The following is a 17,213-nucleotide window of genomic DNA, read 5'->3' as shown; positions in this document are numbered from 1 at the left end:
CTGCCTGCAACTACCTGTCATATCACGATGTCCCCATGTCCACAATAAGCGTGCAATCCATAATAGGAGGTGGCATGTTTACATGAATTGGCTCGGAACGATCGTGCGTTTTATCGTATCTGCCATAGTATTGATGCTGGTTGGTTTTATCGTCCCTGCATTCGAGGTGGGCGGCTTCTGGAGTGCACTGTTCTTGGCTCTGGTGATCGCAATCGTGGGATGGATCATCGAGGGGATCTTCGGCCGCAGGGTGACTCCCTTCGGACGCGGGATCGTCGGCTTCTTAGCAAGTGCAGCGATTATCTGGCTGTCCCAATTCATCGTCGGCGGAGTGGATGTTTCCATCATCGGCGCCTTGCTGGCTGCCCTGGTGATCGGGATCATCGACCTGTTCATCCCAGTGGCCACACCCTTCGATCTGGCAAATGAGAACTCCCGCCGCAGAAGCTGAACCTTGGCTGTATAGATGAAATACGAATCGATCATGCTTGAATCCTACCGTACGGACACAGAGAATGACCGGAGCCGGCTGTTCCATCCGCTGTGTCCGTTTTTCGGTATCATGCATCTTTTTTTGTTCTTACGCTTGCGATTCTGCCAAGTTTTCTTTTTTCAGCGATAAGTTTTACTTTTGTAGATTAGTTCTTCAAAACCTTCGCGAATTCTGACATAATGGTCATAACAGCTGGAGGTAGATAGAGCATGCATGGATTACATAATCTGAGACACTTGCGGCGGTTCTTCGTGCTGGCGGCGCTGATCGGCATGCTGATGTTGACGGCATGCAGCGGCGCCGATGGCCGCACGATCGGACAAGCCCCCTCGCACGGGACCGAACTGACGCCGTCTCAGCAAGCTGACGCCGATGAGATGGACAACCCCGCACAGGATGCCGGCGAGCATGCTCAAGATCCTGAGCAGCCGACGACCGAAGCCGGTCAGGATGAACATGAAGGCACTCCGCCGGAGGAGCCGAATCCGCAAGAAGATGAGCATATGGACAGGGAGGCCGATGCACTCGAGGCGATCCGTACCCGTTACGACATCACTGACCCTGCATCGATCGCCGTTCTCGTGAACAAGACCTACGGTTTGCCGGAAGATTACGAACCCGACGACTTAGTGAAGGTGGACATCCCCTTCGTCTATCAGGATGATTCGGTCCATTCCCTGCGCCAAGTGGCAGCCGACGCTCTGGTCGAGATGTTCGCAGCGGCCAAGGAAGACGGGATTGAACTGGCAGGCGTATCCGGTTATCGTTCCTATGCCATTCAGAAGATGCTCTACGAGAAATACGCGGCGCGCGACGGTCAGGAGGCAGCTGATAAGTACAGCGCAAGACCCGGTCACAGCGAGCACATGACGGGACTGGCGATGGATGTCGCCGAGCTTTCCGGCAGATGTGCCGCGAGGAATTGTTTCGCTGATACGGAAGAAGCGAAGTGGCTGGCCGAACATGCGCATGAATTTGGCTTTATCATCCGTTATCCCCTCGGCAAGGAAGAGATCACCGGCTACCAATATGAACCTTGGCATCTGCGCTATGTCGGCGTCGAACTGGCACAGATCCTGTACGAGAACGACTGGACGATGGAGGAGTTCTTCCTGCCGGAAAGCGTGAACGCGGTGAACATGAACGGGTGACCCGGGGAAGGATTGTTTGATCATACATCATCCGGCTTGATCGGAGACATCGGATCAAACACAAGCGGGATACGTGTGGGACCAAGGTCGGGTTAAGGATCATGCGGAAATTTATACGAAAAATTGGACAAAACATATGGGACTGGCAGGACGTTTGACGTTTTTGTCCTAAAGTTAGGACAAAAAAAGTGCAGTCAGGCTGCGGTTCGCCGGTTTTGTCCCAAATTTCGGATAAAACGGGTGAGAAGCAGGTCCAGCCAGTGTTTTTATCCTAAAAATCAGACAAAATCCACTCAGAGGCGGCAGTTTAACAGCTGCTTTCATGTCTAAATGTTTGGAAGAATTGGGCGGGAGTGAAGGTTATGGGGAAGCGTATCATCACCGTCTTCGCCGCTGTCATGCTCAGCCTGGCTTTGGCTGCGTGCAGCTCTGAAGATGTTTCAGGCTCTGCAGCCGAGCGGGTGGAAGCTGCCGGCGATGAACGGGAGGTCCTCATCCAAGGCGGGAATTTCTATTTTGATTCCGAAGAATATCATGTATCCGTCGATGAGGCCGTCAAGATCATCTATCAAGACATCGAGGGTGCTCACGGCATCCATATCGCCAATACGAATATTCGACTGCGGAATAACGAGTCCGTCGTTGTCAAATTCCGCGAACCGGGACGTTATAAGATTACTTGCAGCTTATACTGCGGCGTCGGTCATACGAGTATGACCGCCTATCTGGTCGTTGAATAAGCACAAAAAACAGCTCCTGCTTACCTATAGGTCAGCGGGAGCTGCTTTTCTAGTTACGCAGCTCTTCTTCTGTCAGTTCAATCCATTCGTTGAACTCATTTTGCAGTTTGGTATACTCTTGTTTTAATTTCTCATACTGTTCGTAGATCGACATCTCGCCGGAATCCCGCACACCTTCTCTGCCCGGCGCCGCTTCCGCAGAAGCCTTCTGCAGTTTAACAGCGGCGAGCTGCTGTTTCAGCGCCTCATGTTCGCTTCTTAAGGCCTTCAGATCCTGTTCGGCCTTCTCGTTTTGGCGGCGGGCAGCCGCCAGCTCTTCTTCCATGCGCTTATGCTTCTTGAACAGCTCGTCCCGTTCCTGTACGGCTGCTTGATGCTTAGCGCGAAGCTGGTTCAGTTCCTTGAGCTTCGCTTCGTGCTGTTCACGGAGTGCAGTCAGTTCCTTCATCGTATCTGCGTGCTTCACATTCAGCTCGTTGAGCTGTTCCTTTGCTTCATTATATTTCCCTTGAATCTCGTCGATCTTGCCTCTAATCTCATTGATTTCCTGGTTCTTCTTCTCGATCGCAACAGCATTAGCTCGTTCGAATTGTTCCTTCGTTTTCAACAATTCATCCGCTGTATTGATGGCAGCCAACACAGCAAGTCTAGCCAAGTCCAATTGCGGATGCTGCTCAGCGATCTTGTGCATCTGCTCGTCAACATGAGCTGCGACCATCGTTACATAGCTTGCGGACGATGCTGAGTCGGCAAGCAGTTTATATTTTGTGCCGTAGATCTCCACTGGGACACTTGTTTTATTTTCCTTCATGCTGGGCACCTCCTGCTTGCGCTGACCGAAGTTGTGCGTCGAAATCATTGAATCATGTGATGGGAGAGTTCTGCAGAGCAGAGACTCCCCCATCTTAATACGTTCGCTGTTCGAAGCGATTATTCCTGCTTGATTTTCTAATCTTGCCGATTTAATTCCTCAATTGTGCTCCATAGATGGTCTCCAGCTGCTGGATGACGTATTGATTGCGTTCATTCACTTCCTCATCCGTCAGCGTTCGTTCATCATCCCGGTATACGAGGGAGAGCGCGACGCTCTTCTTATCGCTGCCAAGGCGCTCACCGACATAGATGTCGAACACCTCCACCGATCTAAGCCATGCTCCGCCCGCTTCACGAACCGTGGACTTCAGTTCTTCCACAGGCAGCTCCCGATCGACGACGACGGCGATATCCCGTGCGATGGACGGATATCTCGGCAGTGCCTCATAGGTCAGCGAGAGATCGGCATGCTCGATCAACGCATCGAGTTCCACCTCGAAGATGTACGTATCATCAAGGTCATAGCGGCGTTCCAGATCCGGATGCAGCTGACCGATCACACCGATCCGCTGCTCACCGATATACAGTTCAGCCGCGCGGCCCGGATGCAGTCCTTCCACAGCATGGGCGCGGAATGCCACATGCGGCAGGGCCAGATGGGCGAACAGCCCTTCGAGCACACCCTTTAGATCGAAGAAGTCGACCTTGCGGGATTTGCCGCTCCAGTGATCTGCCTGTTGATTGCCGGTCCACAGGGCGCTCACGAGGAACTTCTCCTCTGGCTGCTTCCTTAGGTGTTCCTCTTCGGTCAGGAATACTGCACCGATCTCGAAGACCGCCACATCATCGATATTCCGATTGCGGTTATAGACCGCCGTATCGATCAGATGCGGGATCAAACTCGTACGCAGCACGCTGCGCTCCGTGCTCATCGGCATCGACAGTTTGATGGGCTTCACATGCGGATACAAGCCGCGGTATTCTGCGATGCGGTCGGGATGCGTGAACGAATACAGAATCGCCTCATGCAGCCCGGCTGCATTCAGATATCGGCTGATCTCCATGCGGATGCGCTGGCTGCGCGTACGCGAACCCGGGGTCGTCACGCCTCTGATCGGCGTCGCCGGGATGTTGTCGTAGCCATAGAGTCTCGCTACCTCTTCGATCAGATCCACATCCCGGGTAATATCTCCGCGGCGCAAAGGGACGCGCACGGCCAGCTGGCCGCCTTGCTCCTCATAGGTGAAACGAAGCCGGTCGAAGATCTGCTTCATATCGGACAGGGCAAGCTCCGTGCCCAGATATTGATTCACGCGCTCCGCACCAATCGAGATCACCGGCTCGGTGAACTCCTGCGTCACCGCTGAAGCGATCCCCGCCGCCGCTTGTCCGCCTGCCGTCTCCAGGATCAGCTCCGCAGCGCGATTCAATGCTGCCACGACAGCCTCCGGGTTCACTTCCTTCTCGAAGCGCAGACTCGATTCCGAACGCAGGCCAAGCTCTCTGGAAGTCTTGCGTACCTTACCGCCGTCGAACTTCGCCGATTCCAGCAAGATGCGGGTCGTCTGCGGCGTCACCTCGGAGTTCGCTCCGCCCATCACCCCTGCAAGCGCTACGGGCTTCTCCGTATCGGCGATCACAAGCATCCACGGCTCCAGCTTCCGCTCCACATCATCGAGGGTGGTGATCGTCTCCTCCGGACGAGCATAACGCACATGGATGCGGCCGCCGGCTAAGCGGTCAGCGTCAAAGGCGTGCAGGGGCTGACCATACTCCAGCATCACGTAGTTCGTGACATCGACGACGTTGTTAATCGGCCGTATGCCCGCTGCCATCAAGCGGTTCTGCAGCCACAGCGGGGACGGTGCGATCGTCACGCCCTCGATGAGGCGCGCCGTATACATGCTGCACGCATCCTCCGCGTCAATGGAGATCTGGAAAGCCTCCTCCGTCCGCTTCGCATCCGACTCCTGAACTTGGGGCTCCGGCAGTTTCAGCTCGCAGCCCAGGACAGCCGCCATCTCATAGGCCACCCCGATCATGCTGAGGCAGTCGGAGCGGTTCGGCGTCAGATCCAGTTCCAATACTTCATCGTTCAGGCCGAGCAGTTCCGTCACATCGCTGCCGATCTCCGCATGTTCCGGGAGCACCAAGATCCCTTCTTGGATCTCCTTCGGCAGCAGCTTATCGTTCATACCGAGCTCCTTGGCCGAACAGATCATGCCATGCGATTCTACGCCGCGCAGTTTTGCTTTCTTAATCTTAAAATTATCCGGCAACACCGCACCGACCAGCGCCACCGGCACCTTCTGGCCTGCCGCCACATTCGGCGCACCACAGACGATCTGCAGCAGCTCCTCGCCGCCGACATCGACGGTGCACACGCTCAGCTTATCGGCATTGGGATGCTTCTCCTTAGTCTGCACATAGCCGACGACAACACCGCTGACGCCTTTGTTGCGCTTCTCTACCACATCGACTTCAATCCCGCTTCGCGTCAGCTTCTCCGCCAGCTGCTCTCCTGTATATCCCGTTAAGTCCACGTATTGGGACAACCATTGCATCGATACTTTCATCTAAGGGTCACCTCTCCTTTCACTCATACACGTGCAAATTGCCGCAAGAACCGCAGATCATTCATATAGAAATGACGAATATCATCGATGCCGTACTTCAGCATCGCGATCCGTTCTACGCCCATCCCGAAGGCGAAGCCGCTGTACTTAGCGGGGTCATAACCGGCCATCTCCAGCACGCGGGGATGCACCATGCCGGATCCGAGGATCTCCAGCCAACCCGTTTGCTTGCACACCCGGCAGCCGTCGCCGCCGCACATCACGCAGCTCACATCGACCTCTGCACTCGGCTCGGTGAACGGGAAGAAACTCGGACGCATGCGAATCTTCGTCTCCTTGCCGAACATCTCCTGTGCGAACTGCAAGAGGGTCCCCTTCAAGTCGCTCATCCGGATGTGCTCATCGATGACGAGCCCTTCGATCTGCGTGAACACATGGGAATGGGTGGCATCGTCATCATCGCGGCGGTAGACGCGTCCCGGGCAGATGATCTTCACCGGAACATCGCCCTTCATGCGTTCCATCGTCCGCACCTGCACAGGCGACGTATGCGTGCGCATGAGCAGATCCTCCGTGATATAGAAGGAATCCTGCATATCGCGAGCCGGGTGATTCCTCGGGATATTGAGCGCTTCGAAGTTGTAATAATCCTGCTCCAGCTCCGGTCCTTCTGCGATCGCGTATCCCATGCCGAGGAAGATATCCTCGATCTCGCGGATCACCTTATTCAGCGGATGCACCGCTCCTTGTGCAGGTTTACGGCCCGGCAGCGTCACGTCGATCTTCTCAGCAGCAAGGCGCCGCTCGGTCTCCTGACGCTCCAGCTCAGCCGCCTTCTCCTCCAGCACCTGTTCGATCGCACCTCTTACTTCATTCGCCAGCTGACCGATCACCGGTCTCTCCTCGGGAGACAGGGCCCCCATGCCGCGCAGCACTTCGGTTAATGCGCCTTTTTTGCCCATGTATTTGACCCTGATCTCATTCAACGCCTGCTGCGAGTTCGCCTCGGCAAGCGCCGCCAGCGCTTCGGCCTGTAACGCCTCCAATTTCTCTCTCATCTTCCTAATGAACCTCCTTTAGAACATTGCGCAGCCAGCAGCCCGGCTTACAGCTGCCTCTAGAGCTGCGTGTTGCATACTGTATCGTGAACGACTCGGCATCCTCACATCCGGCATCGACCCAGCGCCGCTTGCCGTCCGCTTTCATCGCCTGAATCACTAGTGAAGGTGCCCGGCACCCCTTCAAACCCAACAAAAAAACTCCTCCGCCTCCATAAGGGACGAAAGAGTTCCGTGGTACCACCCTTGTTACAGCCGCGGTCATCCATACCCGGATCAGACGATCTCAAAGATCTGTCATTCTTAATCAGACGTTCTCCAGACCGCAGTCTGAATCCTGATCCAGTGCGCAGACCTACCTGCAGCTGTCACTCTTGCGGAAGGTAACGGTTCCAGCCGGTACCTCCTACTTGCAGTGAACGGCGATCTCTCCGCCGAATCGATGATACCCGCGTTCAGAGGACTGCTCCGGAGCGAACTTCAGCTGTCTCCAACCCCAGAGGCGCTCTCAATCCGCGGCGCCCCCTCCCTGTCGGGTGAGCATCAGCCTACTCTTCTCCTTCACAGCATGTCACAATTTAGATGGTAGGTTAATCGTACTATAACATGTTCAATCTGGATTTGCAACGTGTTGCAAAGTGGCTTCGCAGGTCAAGTAACCACGCTGACTTAAGCACTCACAAAAATAACAGAAACGAAATTTACATTATTCGCCGAAAGATCCCGTTTTCCGAGAAATAGTGTAAGTCAAATTTCCTTTAATGTTGGAATCACAGCCTAAATTTAAGGTTTTCGTCCTCAAGACAAAGAATAAGAGAAGTTTGACTTGCCTTATTTCCGCTTTTTCTCCGTTCTAAGCGAGATAACGGAAGTTCTGCTTCCCTTATTCCCGAGTCCCTAACATTTTAGACGTATCCCAGAAACAAAATGTTACCATAAAATGAAAAAATCACCTTCCGGGCAGTAACACGCTGCGCCGAGAGGTGATCGATTTCGTTATATTAGCAACACGCCTAATTCAGGCGAATTAGCAGCTTGCCCTCATGATTGCGCCCGAGCAGCGTTCCGCACTTCGGGCAATTGCCCGGCTCTTTGGGCACGGAGATCGTCTGGTAACAGCTCGGACAGCGTTCAACGGTGCGATTGCCGCGGAAGGTCGTGCCGCCGAACATCGGCCCCGCACTGCCTCCAGTTCCGAAGGGCGAACCCGGTCCTTTTCTGCCAAATAATTTGTTGAAGATCCCCATGACGAATAAGAACAGGATGATGAAGAAGACCAATACCAAGAAGCCAAACATTTTTAACAATGCAAAGATCATAGGCTTAGGCCGCTCCTCAACTTTTTTCTATCAGTATAGACGTTCTGAAGTTTCCGAGTCAAACCTTTTCCGGGGTCAGGCGGCATCCTTCCCGACCGTCCAGCCAGGCCTGGGCGAGCGCACATCATCCCGCAGCATGACAAGCGTCCATACCAGAACGGAACACCTGCATATGATGAACTATCCTCGTTGGGAAGGAGTGGATGTCCATGAGCGCAGCGAAGTACGGAGGCTTTACTTCTACTGGTGCGATCTTGGTACTCTTTATCTTATTGGTGATCATCTCCTGCGCTTTCGTGTACTAACATCCAAAACGGAGACTTGTATCCAGCGTGGTGCGGATCAAGTCTCCGGCGGATCAATCGGAAATCGAACATGTTGCCATAGACAACAGGTGCAGAGCTGAACCGCTGAGCTCTGCACCTGTTTGAGTTATATTGAGGTATTGATCACACCGCAAACCAGCCGGCCCCCTGCGTCGCCCGCGGGGTCCGTCCGATAATCATCCGGTCCCTCATGGATCATCAGCGCAGTGCCGCCCTTCTTCAGCAAGGAATTGGGCTTGCCGGGATGGAGCGTTACCTGATCGGTGAATACTTCCACGCGCACCTGTCCTTGTTCGTTGACATAGATATTCGGCAGATCGCCGGCATGGTAGCCCATGCGGTTGTTATAACCATGCTTGCGGTTTGTCGGGTTATAATGTCCGCCGGCGGACTCGAACTTCGGCGCTTCACAAGCGCCGTATTCGTGGATATGGAGGGCATGCCAACCCGGAGGCAATCCTTCCGCTTCGACATGGATCAGGACACCGCGGGCCGCCTGCATGAGCACCGCCTGTCCGATCTTCTTCCCTTCTCCATTGATCAGCGGCACCTGGAACTTCATCTCATCGCTGGCAGCCTGCATCACCCGCAGCTCCTCACCGCTGCGATAACTATCGAGTCCGACCCCGATCACGAGCAGCGCCGTCAAGGCTAAAACGAATCTCATCGATTAAGAAACTCCTTTCGGTATCCTTGTAATTCATCGCAGGATGTTTGATAATCAGTATTTGTGCTTGGCAAGGAATCTATACTTCATATACGAATAGAAGAATCGGGTCATAAGTTGTAACCTGGACACATGATGATCCGTATAACTACGTATAACTAGATAAGTGCATCTGTGAACATCCTGTTATGAATACACACGAAACTAACTGCCGAAAGGAATCTGGAAGATGAACCATAACCCAATCGATCAATTCCATGAACTGAAGAACAGATTGACCCGCTTCATGATGATGTACAAATTCGCGCTGGATGAGATGGAGACGAAGGTCGAAATCCTAAAGGAAGAATTCCAGCTCCTGCACGACTACAATCCCATCGAACATACAAAATCCCGCATCAAATCCTTCGAAAGCATCTTTCGCAAAGTCATGCGCAAAGGCTGCGGCACGTCTCTGGAAGACATCCGTGAAGGAGTAAGGGATATCGCTGGTTTGCGCATTACCTGTTCATTCATATCCGATATCTACTCGATCAGCGAGATGCTGCAGAGACAAGCTGATCTTAAGATTATCTCGATCAAAGACTACATCAAGAACCCCAAGCCCAACGGCTATCAAAGCCTCCACATGCTCGTGCAGGTCCCCGTCTACATGTCGGATCGCTGCGAGATGGTCTATGTGGAGGTCCAGATCCGAACGATCGCGATGGACTTCTGGGCCAGCCTGGAGCACAAGATTTTCTACAAATATGATGAATCCGTTCCTGTCCAGCTCCTGCAGGAGCTTAAAGAAGCGGCGGATACGGCGGCGGAACTGGATCGGAAGATGCAGCGTCTGCATGAAGAGATCAAAGCCATCAAATCCCCCCAATCCTCCGATTCTTCGAAGTTCATCATCGGCGATCAGAAATTCGAACTGCCGGTTGGACTCCTGGAGTTCATCCGCACCGAATCAGATCCCCAATGAGCCGCATCCCCGTACGATCGATCAGAGGTTTGATAACGCTGTGTCCACACACCATCCTTAGGGTGACAAGACAACAAAACGACCCCCAGCAAGTTACTCTTGCCGCAGGGGCCGTTTTGCTTCGTTATGTTGTGATTCGCTCACGGAACAGAAACGAAATTCCGTATAGACCGGCTAGGCCGACTAGGCCGTATATAATTCTGCTGAACAGGGAGGAATCCCGGTAGACTTCACCGCCGAAAATGGCCGTTACCAGATCCCATTCGAACAGTCCAACCAATAACCAATTCAGCGAGCCGATAATCATCAGCAGCAGCGCCAGTCTTGCCATACTTATCACCTGACCTTCACTTGTGGCATGATGAGATACCGATAGGTTTATTGTGTTCTGTGAAGGTCATAATATGCATGGATCATTGCAAATTTATGAAAAATTCGTTCCTTTCCGCATCGCGCCTGCGCTGGAATTACGGACGGAAAGGCGCGAGCTGTTCACTGAGCGATTTGGTGTTCGTGTAGACCTGCTTGTAGATCTCGAACAGCTTCTTATACTGCTCTACGCGTTCTGGATTCGGCTTGTAGGTCTTCTCGTAGCGGATAAACTTCGCTGCACATGCCTCCAGAGAATCGAACCAGCCGCAGCCCAGAGCTGCCAGCATCGCAGCGCCCATGCCGGGACCTTGTTCGTTGGCCAGCTGCACGATCTCTGCATTGAAGATGTCCGCCTGCATATGCAGCCAGTCTTCATTCTTCGCACCGCCGCCGATCGCCACGATGCGATTCACCTGAATGCCGGCTTGACGGAACAGCTCGATGGATTCATTCAGCGAGAAGGTGATGCCCTCCATCACGGCGCGCGCCATATCATCCAGCGTATGGGAGCCATCCAGGCCGATGAAGCTTGCACGGATCATCGCGTCCGCATGGGGCGTGCGTTCACCGACGAGATAAGGAGTAAAGAGAAGACCGTTCGAGCCGACGGGCACTTCGCTGACGCGTCCCAGCAGCTCATCATAGCTCTTATCCTTAGCGAAGGTATTCTTAAACCAGCTCATGCTGTAACCAGCGCCAAGGGTTACGCCCATCGCATAGAAGGCATCTTGCTTCCCATGGTTGAAGAAATGCACCTTTCCTCCGAAGTCCTGATCCTTGTTGTCTTCATAGGACAGCACAACACCGGAGGTGCCGATGCTCGCCATTGTCAAACCTTTCTGCAGGATGCCGGAACCGATCGCCCCGCATGCGTTGTCCGCTCCGCCTGCGAAGACGCGGGTGGACTCGCTGAGGCCGGTCTCTCTGGCTGCTTCCGGCAGCAGGTTGCCGACATAGCCGTGGGATTCCACGAGCGGCGGGCAGAAGGACGCTTCCAGACCAAAGGCTTCGAGCACACGGCTGCTCCATTTCTTGTTCGCTACATCCAGAAGCAGCGTACCCGCAGCATCGGAATAGTCCATATGGATCTGACCGGTTAAGCGATAGCGCAGGTAATCCTTAGGCAGGAGGAACACCTTCGCCTTCGCGAACACGTCTGGTTCATGCTCCTTCACCCACAGGATCTTCGGCAGCGTGAAGCCTTCGAGGGCCGGGTTCTTCGTGATGCGCAGCAGATCTTCCCCGAGTACTTGCTCGATCTTGCGGCACTCTTCCGTCGTCCGCGTATCGTTCCACAGAATGGCATTGCGCAGCGGACGATGGTTCTCATCCAGCAGCACGAGACCGTGCATCTGTCCGGAGAAGCTGATCCCTTCAATTGCCTGCGGATCGACACCGGATTCCTTGACGACTCGCGACAACGCGGCGAGCGTTCCCCGTACCCAATCTTCTGGATCTTGCTCACTATAACCGGATCGCGGCTGATGCAGCGGATAAGCTTCGGACGCTTCTGCTGTCACTTCTCCTTCGCTGTTGACGAGCAGCACCTTGACCGCACTCGTACCCAGGTCAACACCGATGACATATTTCATCTTGCAAGCACAACTCCTTTCACTTGATATCCCTTATACACCATATAACCCTCATATATCGCAAGAGGATATCGCATCCACCCTGCGGATGAATGGATATCCTCAACTGTTTGCGGATTATTCTACGCTAAGCAGGTACTGGTTCAGGATGTTGCGGATGTTCTCGATCCGGCCGGACTTCAGCTCGATCTTGTTGTTCTTCAGCGCGTACTCTTCGAGCGTCTTGAAGTTCGCCTTGCCAGCTACGATATCCGCACCGATGCCTGTCTTGAAGGTAGCATAGCGCTCTTCAAGGATGTTATCGATGACTTTGTCTTCGATCAGCTTAGCAGCTACCTTCAGACCGATCGCAAAGCTGTCCATACCTGCGATGTGAGCATAGAACAGATCTTCCGGCTCGAAGGAAGTACGACGAACCTTCGCGTCGAAGTTTACGCCGCCAGGCGCCAGACCGCCGTTCTCGAGGATCTCATACATAGCCAGGGTAACGCTGTACAGATCCGTTGGGAACTCGTCGGTATCCCATCCGAGCAGCAGATCGCCTTGGTTCGCGTCGATCGAACCGAGCATGCCGTTGATGCGAGCGATGCGCAGTTCATGCTCGAAGGTATGACCAGCCAGCGTTGCGTGGTTCGCTTCGAGGTTCAGTTTGAAGTGATCTTGCAGACCATACTTCTGCAGGAATTGGATCGTCGTAGCTGCGTCGAAGTCGTATTGGTGCTTAGTAGGCTCCTTCGGTTTCGGCTCGATCAGGAATTGACCCTTGAAACCGATCTCCTTCGCATAGTCAACAGCCATGTGATAGAAGCGCGCGAGGTTATCCAGTTCGAATGCTACGTCTGTATTGAGCAGCGATTCGTAACCTTCGCGGCCGCCCCAGAATACATAGTTCTCAGCACCAAGCTCTACAGCGTGCTCCAGCGCCTTCTTCACTTGTGCAGCGGCATAGGCGTATACGTCAGCATTGGACGTTGTTGCTGCACCGAACATAAAGCGCGGGTTGGTGAACATGTTAGCGGTATTCCACAGAAGCTTAACATCGCTTGTCTTCATGTATTCCTTGATCATCGCAACGATCTCGTCAAGATTCTTGTTCGTCTCTTGCAGCGTTTCGCCTTCCGGTGCGATGTCGCGGTCATGGAAGCAGAAGTAAGGTGCTCCGAGCTTCTCGAAGAATTCAAAGGATGCTTCCACACGAGCCTTTGCCAGATCCATGCCGGTGTAGCGGTCCCAAGGACGAAGCATCGTGCCGGCACCGAACGGATCCGTACCGTCTCCGGTGAATGTGTGCCAGTAAGATACGGCGAAGCGAAGATGATCTTTCATCGTCTTGCCAAGCACAACTTGATCTGGATTGTAGTGTTTGAACGCTAGCGGGTTCTTGCTGTCTCGGCCTTCGAATTGGATTTTGCTGATGTTCGGAAAATATGCCATTGTTCATATCCCTCCTGTTAATATCATGATTTACACCTGTGGTACGTATACAAAATAATATTACCACTCTTGACTTAGTTTGTCGATACGATAAACTAAGTTACATATATAAATTTTTAAAGATTTTACGATGACAGCATATGGTATGATTTTGAACCAATGCGTTGTTATAAATATGATGTACAATATCTTCACAGTCAGCAGATCTGGATGAGGTGTACAAGTGAAAGTAACCGGAGACTTGCATCTGATGAAAAAATTGAATAAATCGATCATTCTCGAGACGATCATCGCCGACTCACCGATCTCGCGAACGGCCATCTCTGAGAAGACCGGGCTGAACAAAGCGACGGTGTCGAACCTCGTCAATGAACTGATCGCCAGCCAGCTGGTCTGCGAGACCGGTCCAGGGGAGTCCAGCGGCGGGCGCAAACCCGTCATGCTGCTCTTCAATCGGGAAGCAGGCTATGCGGTCGGCGTGGATCTCGGCGTTAACTATATCCTGACCGTGCTCACGGATCTTCAAGGCCGCATCATCAAGGAGCGGCGGGTCTCCCTGCATGAGAACGGATTCGACTATGTACTCGAGCAGCTGCACGACTCGATCCGCTGGGCCCTGGCGAAGGCCCCCGACAGCCCTTACGGCGTCATCGGCATCGGCATCGGCGTGCCCGGGCTCGTAAGGCCCGACGGCATGATCATGACCGCACCTAATCTTCGCTGGAATAAGATCGACCTGAAGTCCCAGATCGAGGAGACCTTCCAGCTGCCGGTCACCATCGATAACGAGGCCAACGCCGGGGCGCTCGGCGAGAAATCCTACGGCGACTACCAGACGGCGAAGGATATGATCTATGTCAGCGCCGGCATCGGGATCGGTGTCGGGATCATCCTGAACAACCATCTATACCGCGGTTTCTCCGGCTTCTCCGGCGAGATGGGGCATATGACGATCAACCTGGACGGGCGGCCGTGTTCCTGCGGGAACCGGGGATGCTGGGAATTGTATGCATCGGAGAACGCGCTGTTAGAAGAGGCAGCGAAGGTGCTGGGCGAAGAGCAGACCGCCGATGAGATGACCTTGGATTACCTCGTGCACCTGGCGGAGAAAGGCCGGAAGGAAGTGATCGAGCTGTTCCGCAGCGTCGGTTACTATCTCGGGGTGGGCATCGCCAACGTCATCAATACCTTCAATCCCGAGCTCGTCATCATCGGCAACCGCCTTTCCCTGATTAAGAGTTGGATCGAGGAATCACTGCAAGCGTGCGTTGAAGAGCGCAGCCTGCAATATCATCACAAGCGGGTGCAGATCGAGTTTTCCAAACTCGCCATGAAATCGGCTGCTGTCGGCGCGGCAACCTTGGCCATTCAAGCCTTCTTCGCCCAGTCCAAAGCGACGGTGGAAGAAGGCTGAAAAGGGATTGAACTTACACCGGCGTGTATGCCAGCGGTGAACGTTCGATCCCTTTTTGATTGAGTGATGGGCAGCATTTTCGCATACGATTCGATCCATTTGCATACGCACCTCTGAATCAACAGAATCTGTCGATTCACACACCAGCACCGCCACTGCGCTCGCTGAGTCAACAGTTTCTGTTGTCTCAGCACCAACCTTGCCTGCATCACGCCTGAGTCCACACTTTCTGTCGTTTCACACGCCGTTAACCCCGCCGCACATACTGAATCCACACTTTTTGTCGTCTCAGCACCAACCTTGCCTGCATCACACCTAAGTCCACACTTTCTGTCGTCTCAGCACCAACCTTGCCCGCATCACGCCTGAACCCACACTTTTTGTCGTCTCAGCACCAACCTTGCCTGCACCACGCCTAAGTCCACACTTTCTGTCGTCTCAAGCACCAGTCCAGCCTCCATGCACTCTGAATCAACAATATTTGTTGGCTCACGCACCGAATCAATCGAATCGGATCATTCACACGCGAAAACGACCAATTCTGTTGTCTCACACGCCCCCGCTCAGTTCATGTACTTCTTGCTCACCAGATCCTTAAGCTCCCCGACCCAGCCAGGGATTCGACTTCTTCGGCAGACGCCATCTTGCGCCGAATACCCGCTCCCCACAAACCGCCATCATAAGCACCAACACTGCGCCGATCGTCAGCGTGACACCGTATACCTGTGCTTCCTTCGACCAATTGGCTAACCAATCGAAGACCACTCCGCCGAGGGTCGAGCCGATGAAGGACATCAAGCCCGTGAGCGCCATGAACACGCCGATATACACCGGGCGGTCTGCTTTTGGCGTATCCCCGATGACGAAGGTGAAGTTAAGCAGATTATATCCGCCAAGTCCGATGCCAAGCAGGATATGGATGAAGATGAGCACCGGAACCGCAGGCAAGAGACCGATCAACCCCCAGGCCAAGCAGGAGAGTCCGATGATCGGCAGCGACCACATGAGCAGTTGACGGGTGGAGAAGCGTGCATTTAACTTACCCCAGTAATAATAGGCCAGAATCATCGTGATATAGTGAATGATCGTAATGATCGACACCCAGGAATAGCTGATCTCAAGGACGTCTAACATGAGATAGTTGAAGAAAGGCACGACGATTCCATAGAAAAACAAAAAAGCCGAGATAAACAGCGCCGGCTTGATAAAGGCCCAATCACGAAAAGGCAAGAGAAATCGCTTGCCGATATCCGTCTCTTGGGACTTCTCAAATTCGACGTTCGGATAGGCGAAGAACAAGATGATATTCAAGACCACTGCGATCGCACACACGATATAGATAAAAGCAAATCCAATATCCTCTCCATAATGATCCAACACCATGCCGCATACGAACAGCGACACGCTGCCCGCAGCGTTGATGACCGCATTGCGCAGGCCAAAATACTTTCCTCTGAGTCTGGACGGAACCATATCAGCGATCAAGGATGTCCAGGCTACGCTGCTGACAGCATTGCCGGCGAAGGCGATGAACATCATGATGAGATAGATGATCACCCACAGCGATTCTGGGAATAGGAAGGGGATGAGTCCTGTCAGCACCCAGACAACTCGATGAATCGAAGCAAATATGATAATCGCCAGCCGACGGTTGTTGATGTACTGCATCCCGAGCGCTGCCAAGATCTGCAAAACGTTCGTCAATGCCGGGATCGCCGCGGCAATCCCCACTTGTACAGAAGAAGCCCCCAGATACAACAAATAACCCGTGAGATAAGGTCCCCCTAAGGTCATGTAGATCACGGTGGCGGGGATACCTTCCAGCAATCCAACTTGCATATTGCGGCGATAATTGGATGATTTCTTCTTCAATTCGTGCTGCACTCTCCTCTTAGAAGTAATCATTTATGGGCATGGGATGACAAGAGATGTGATGATGTTTGTGATCAGCATTGCTGTGTCTTTGTCCGATCTTGCCGGTCATCGCCATGGCGCACCGGATCTTGCAAACGACCTGCGATTTGCAACAGCAGTGGATCAATTATAGCGCGGCGCTGACCTAGCGGCAATAATCAAAATTGTCAACAAAATAGCATGTCAATTGGCTGCCTAATGATCCCGCAAAATTGACATGGCAAATTGACACGCCGTATGGCCATTTCGACATGCCAAAAAGGAGCGGCTGAACAGCCGCTCCTGTACGGGGATTCTCAGTTAAGCATTGCCCGGATCACCACCAGCCGCGAACAGGGCCGGGACCGCGGTTCGGCCCGCGGGTTGGGCCGCGGCGG

Annotated in this window: 15 protein-coding genes and 1 other annotated feature; of the genes, 6 read left to right on the top strand and 9 right to left on the bottom strand. The window is 53.4% G+C overall.

Going from position 1 to position 17,213, the window contains the following annotated elements; translation table 11 throughout:
• Positions 1 to 82: 82 nt before the first annotated feature.
• The 3 genes from PRECH8_RS09215 (at position 83) to PRECH8_RS09205 (ending at position 2,384) form a co-directional block, all read left to right on the top strand.
• Positions 83 to 451, top strand: coding sequence for a phage holin family protein (locus tag PRECH8_RS09215; protein ID WP_200966815.1), 369 nt, complete (start codon positions 83 to 85; stop codon positions 449 to 451).
• 251 nt (positions 452 to 702) lie between these two features.
• A complete protein-coding gene (locus PRECH8_RS09210) occupies positions 703 to 1,644 on the top strand; it encodes a M15 family metallopeptidase (protein WP_242457512.1) in 942 nt (313 codons plus the stop codon).
• 362 nt (positions 1,645 to 2,006) lie between these two features.
• Entirely contained in the window at positions 2,007 to 2,384 is a 378-nt protein-coding gene (locus PRECH8_RS09205; RefSeq protein WP_200966814.1) for a cupredoxin domain-containing protein, read from the top strand.
• Between the two features lie 49 nt (positions 2,385 to 2,433).
• On the opposite strand, the gene zapA is transcribed toward PRECH8_RS09205, so the two are convergent.
• The 4 genes from zapA to PRECH8_RS09185 form a co-directional block, all read right to left on the bottom strand.
• Entirely contained in the window at positions 2,434 to 3,195 is a 762-nt protein-coding gene (zapA, locus tag PRECH8_RS09200) for a cell division protein ZapA (protein ID WP_200966813.1), read from the bottom strand.
• A 151-nt stretch (positions 3,196 to 3,346) separates the two neighbouring features.
• Complete coding sequence (gene pheT, locus PRECH8_RS09195; RefSeq protein ID WP_200966812.1) at positions 3,347 to 5,773, bottom strand: phenylalanine--tRNA ligase subunit beta; 2,427 nt, start codon at positions 5,771 to 5,773, stop codon at positions 3,347 to 3,349.
• Positions 5,774 to 5,796: 23 nt separating this feature from the next.
• Positions 5,797 to 6,831 (bottom strand): phenylalanine--tRNA ligase subunit alpha, encoded by a 1,035-nt coding sequence (gene pheS / locus PRECH8_RS09190; protein ID WP_200966811.1) that lies wholly within the window; start codon positions 6,829 to 6,831, stop codon positions 5,797 to 5,799.
• Positions 6,832 to 7,045: 214 nt separating this feature from the next.
• Positions 7,046 to 7,405 (bottom strand) — a binding site (T-box leader).
• Between the two features lie 439 nt (positions 7,406 to 7,844).
• Positions 7,845 to 8,150 (bottom strand): hypothetical protein, encoded by a 306-nt coding sequence (locus PRECH8_RS09185; RefSeq protein WP_200966810.1) that lies wholly within the window; start codon positions 8,148 to 8,150, stop codon positions 7,845 to 7,847.
• Positions 8,151 to 8,353: 203 nt separating this feature from the next.
• Here PRECH8_RS09185 and PRECH8_RS14385 point away from each other — a divergent pair, with 203 nt between their 5' ends.
• The gene (locus tag PRECH8_RS14385) at positions 8,354 to 8,455 is read left to right on the top strand and encodes a YjcZ family sporulation protein (RefSeq protein ID WP_207161786.1); all 102 of its coding nucleotides are present in this window, start codon (positions 8,354 to 8,356) and stop codon (positions 8,453 to 8,455) included.
• Between the two features lie 127 nt (positions 8,456 to 8,582).
• Here PRECH8_RS14385 and PRECH8_RS09180 read toward each other — a convergent pair whose 3' ends face one another.
• Complete coding sequence (locus tag PRECH8_RS09180; protein WP_200966809.1) at positions 8,583 to 9,143, bottom strand: superoxide dismutase family protein; 561 nt, start codon at positions 9,141 to 9,143, stop codon at positions 8,583 to 8,585.
• Between the two features lie 229 nt (positions 9,144 to 9,372).
• On the opposite strand from PRECH8_RS09180, the gene PRECH8_RS09175 reads away from it, so the two are divergent.
• A complete protein-coding gene (locus tag PRECH8_RS09175; protein ID WP_200966808.1) occupies positions 9,373 to 10,110 on the top strand; it encodes a GTP pyrophosphokinase in 738 nt (245 codons plus the stop codon).
• 124 nt (positions 10,111 to 10,234) lie between these two features.
• Here PRECH8_RS09175 and PRECH8_RS09170 read toward each other — a convergent pair whose 3' ends face one another.
• From PRECH8_RS09170 to xylA, 3 genes are all read right to left on the bottom strand, one after another.
• The gene (locus tag PRECH8_RS09170) at positions 10,235 to 10,441 is read right to left on the bottom strand and encodes a DUF378 domain-containing protein (protein WP_200966807.1); all 207 of its coding nucleotides are present in this window, start codon (positions 10,439 to 10,441) and stop codon (positions 10,235 to 10,237) included.
• A gap of 136 nt (positions 10,442 to 10,577) precedes the next feature.
• Positions 10,578 to 12,074, bottom strand: a complete 1,497-nt coding sequence (xylB, locus tag PRECH8_RS09165) for a xylulokinase (RefSeq protein ID WP_200966806.1) — start codon at positions 12,072 to 12,074, stop codon at positions 10,578 to 10,580.
• A 117-nt stretch (positions 12,075 to 12,191) separates the two neighbouring features.
• Positions 12,192 to 13,508, bottom strand: coding sequence for a xylose isomerase (gene xylA / locus PRECH8_RS09160; RefSeq protein ID WP_200966805.1), 1,317 nt, complete (start codon positions 13,506 to 13,508; stop codon positions 12,192 to 12,194).
• A gap of 250 nt (positions 13,509 to 13,758) precedes the next feature.
• On the opposite strand from xylA, the gene PRECH8_RS09155 reads away from it, so the two are divergent.
• Positions 13,759 to 14,922 carry an ROK family transcriptional regulator gene (locus tag PRECH8_RS09155; protein WP_200966804.1) on the top strand — a complete coding sequence of 388 codons (1,164 nt, stop codon included), beginning with the start codon at positions 13,759 to 13,761 and terminating at the stop codon, positions 14,920 to 14,922.
• Positions 14,923 to 15,516: 594 nt separating this feature from the next.
• On the opposite strand, the gene PRECH8_RS09150 is transcribed toward PRECH8_RS09155, so the two are convergent.
• Positions 15,517 to 16,827 carry an MFS transporter gene (locus PRECH8_RS09150; RefSeq protein ID WP_200966803.1) on the bottom strand — a complete coding sequence of 437 codons (1,311 nt, stop codon included), beginning with the start codon at positions 16,825 to 16,827 and terminating at the stop codon, positions 15,517 to 15,519.
• Positions 16,828 to 17,213 lie beyond the last annotated feature (386 nt).

It is taken from the genome of Insulibacter thermoxylanivorax, from assembly GCF_015472005.1.
Taxonomy (GTDB): domain Bacteria; phylum Bacillota; class Bacilli; order Paenibacillales; family DA-C8; genus Insulibacter; species Insulibacter thermoxylanivorax.
This window is presented reverse-complemented; position numbering and strand designations above follow the sequence as displayed.

What these genes read in the sequence shown, in the direction of transcription:
- PRECH8_RS09215 (WP_200966815.1), top strand. Translation starts at nt 83, where the DNA reads ATGAATTGGCTCGGAACGATCGTGCGTTTTATCGTATCTGCCATAGTA.
- PRECH8_RS09170 (WP_200966807.1), bottom strand. Translation starts at nt 10,441, where the DNA reads ATGGCAAGACTGGCGCTGCTGCTGATGATTATCGGCTCGCTGAATTGG.
- pheS (WP_200966811.1), bottom strand. Translation starts at nt 6,831, where the DNA reads ATGAGAGAGAAATTGGAGGCGTTACAGGCCGAAGCGCTGGCGGCGCTT.
- xylA (WP_200966805.1), bottom strand. Translation starts at nt 13,508, where the DNA reads ATGGCATATTTTCCGAACATCAGCAAAATCCAATTCGAAGGCCGAGAC.
- PRECH8_RS09205 (WP_200966814.1), top strand. Translation starts at nt 2,007, where the DNA reads ATGGGGAAGCGTATCATCACCGTCTTCGCCGCTGTCATGCTCAGCCTG.
- xylB (WP_200966806.1), bottom strand. Translation starts at nt 12,074, where the DNA reads ATGAAATATGTCATCGGTGTTGACCTGGGTACGAGTGCGGTCAAGGTG.
- PRECH8_RS09210 (WP_242457512.1), top strand. Translation starts at nt 703, where the DNA reads ATGCATGGATTACATAATCTGAGACACTTGCGGCGGTTCTTCGTGCTG.
- PRECH8_RS09175 (WP_200966808.1), top strand. Translation starts at nt 9,373, where the DNA reads ATGAACCATAACCCAATCGATCAATTCCATGAACTGAAGAACAGATTG.
- PRECH8_RS09180 (WP_200966809.1), bottom strand. Translation starts at nt 9,143, where the DNA reads ATGAGATTCGTTTTAGCCTTGACGGCGCTGCTCGTGATCGGGGTCGGA.
- PRECH8_RS09155 (WP_200966804.1), top strand. Translation starts at nt 13,759, where the DNA reads ATGAAAAAATTGAATAAATCGATCATTCTCGAGACGATCATCGCCGAC.
- PRECH8_RS09150 (WP_200966803.1), bottom strand. Translation starts at nt 16,827, where the DNA reads ATGATTACTTCTAAGAGGAGAGTGCAGCACGAATTGAAGAAGAAATCA.
- PRECH8_RS14385 (WP_207161786.1), top strand. Translation starts at nt 8,354, where the DNA reads ATGTCCATGAGCGCAGCGAAGTACGGAGGCTTTACTTCTACTGGTGCG.
- pheT (WP_200966812.1), bottom strand. Translation starts at nt 5,773, where the DNA reads ATGAAAGTATCGATGCAATGGTTGTCCCAATACGTGGACTTAACGGGA.
- zapA (WP_200966813.1), bottom strand. Translation starts at nt 3,195, where the DNA reads ATGAAGGAAAATAAAACAAGTGTCCCAGTGGAGATCTACGGCACAAAA.
- PRECH8_RS09185 (WP_200966810.1), bottom strand. Translation starts at nt 8,150, where the DNA reads ATGATCTTTGCATTGTTAAAAATGTTTGGCTTCTTGGTATTGGTCTTC.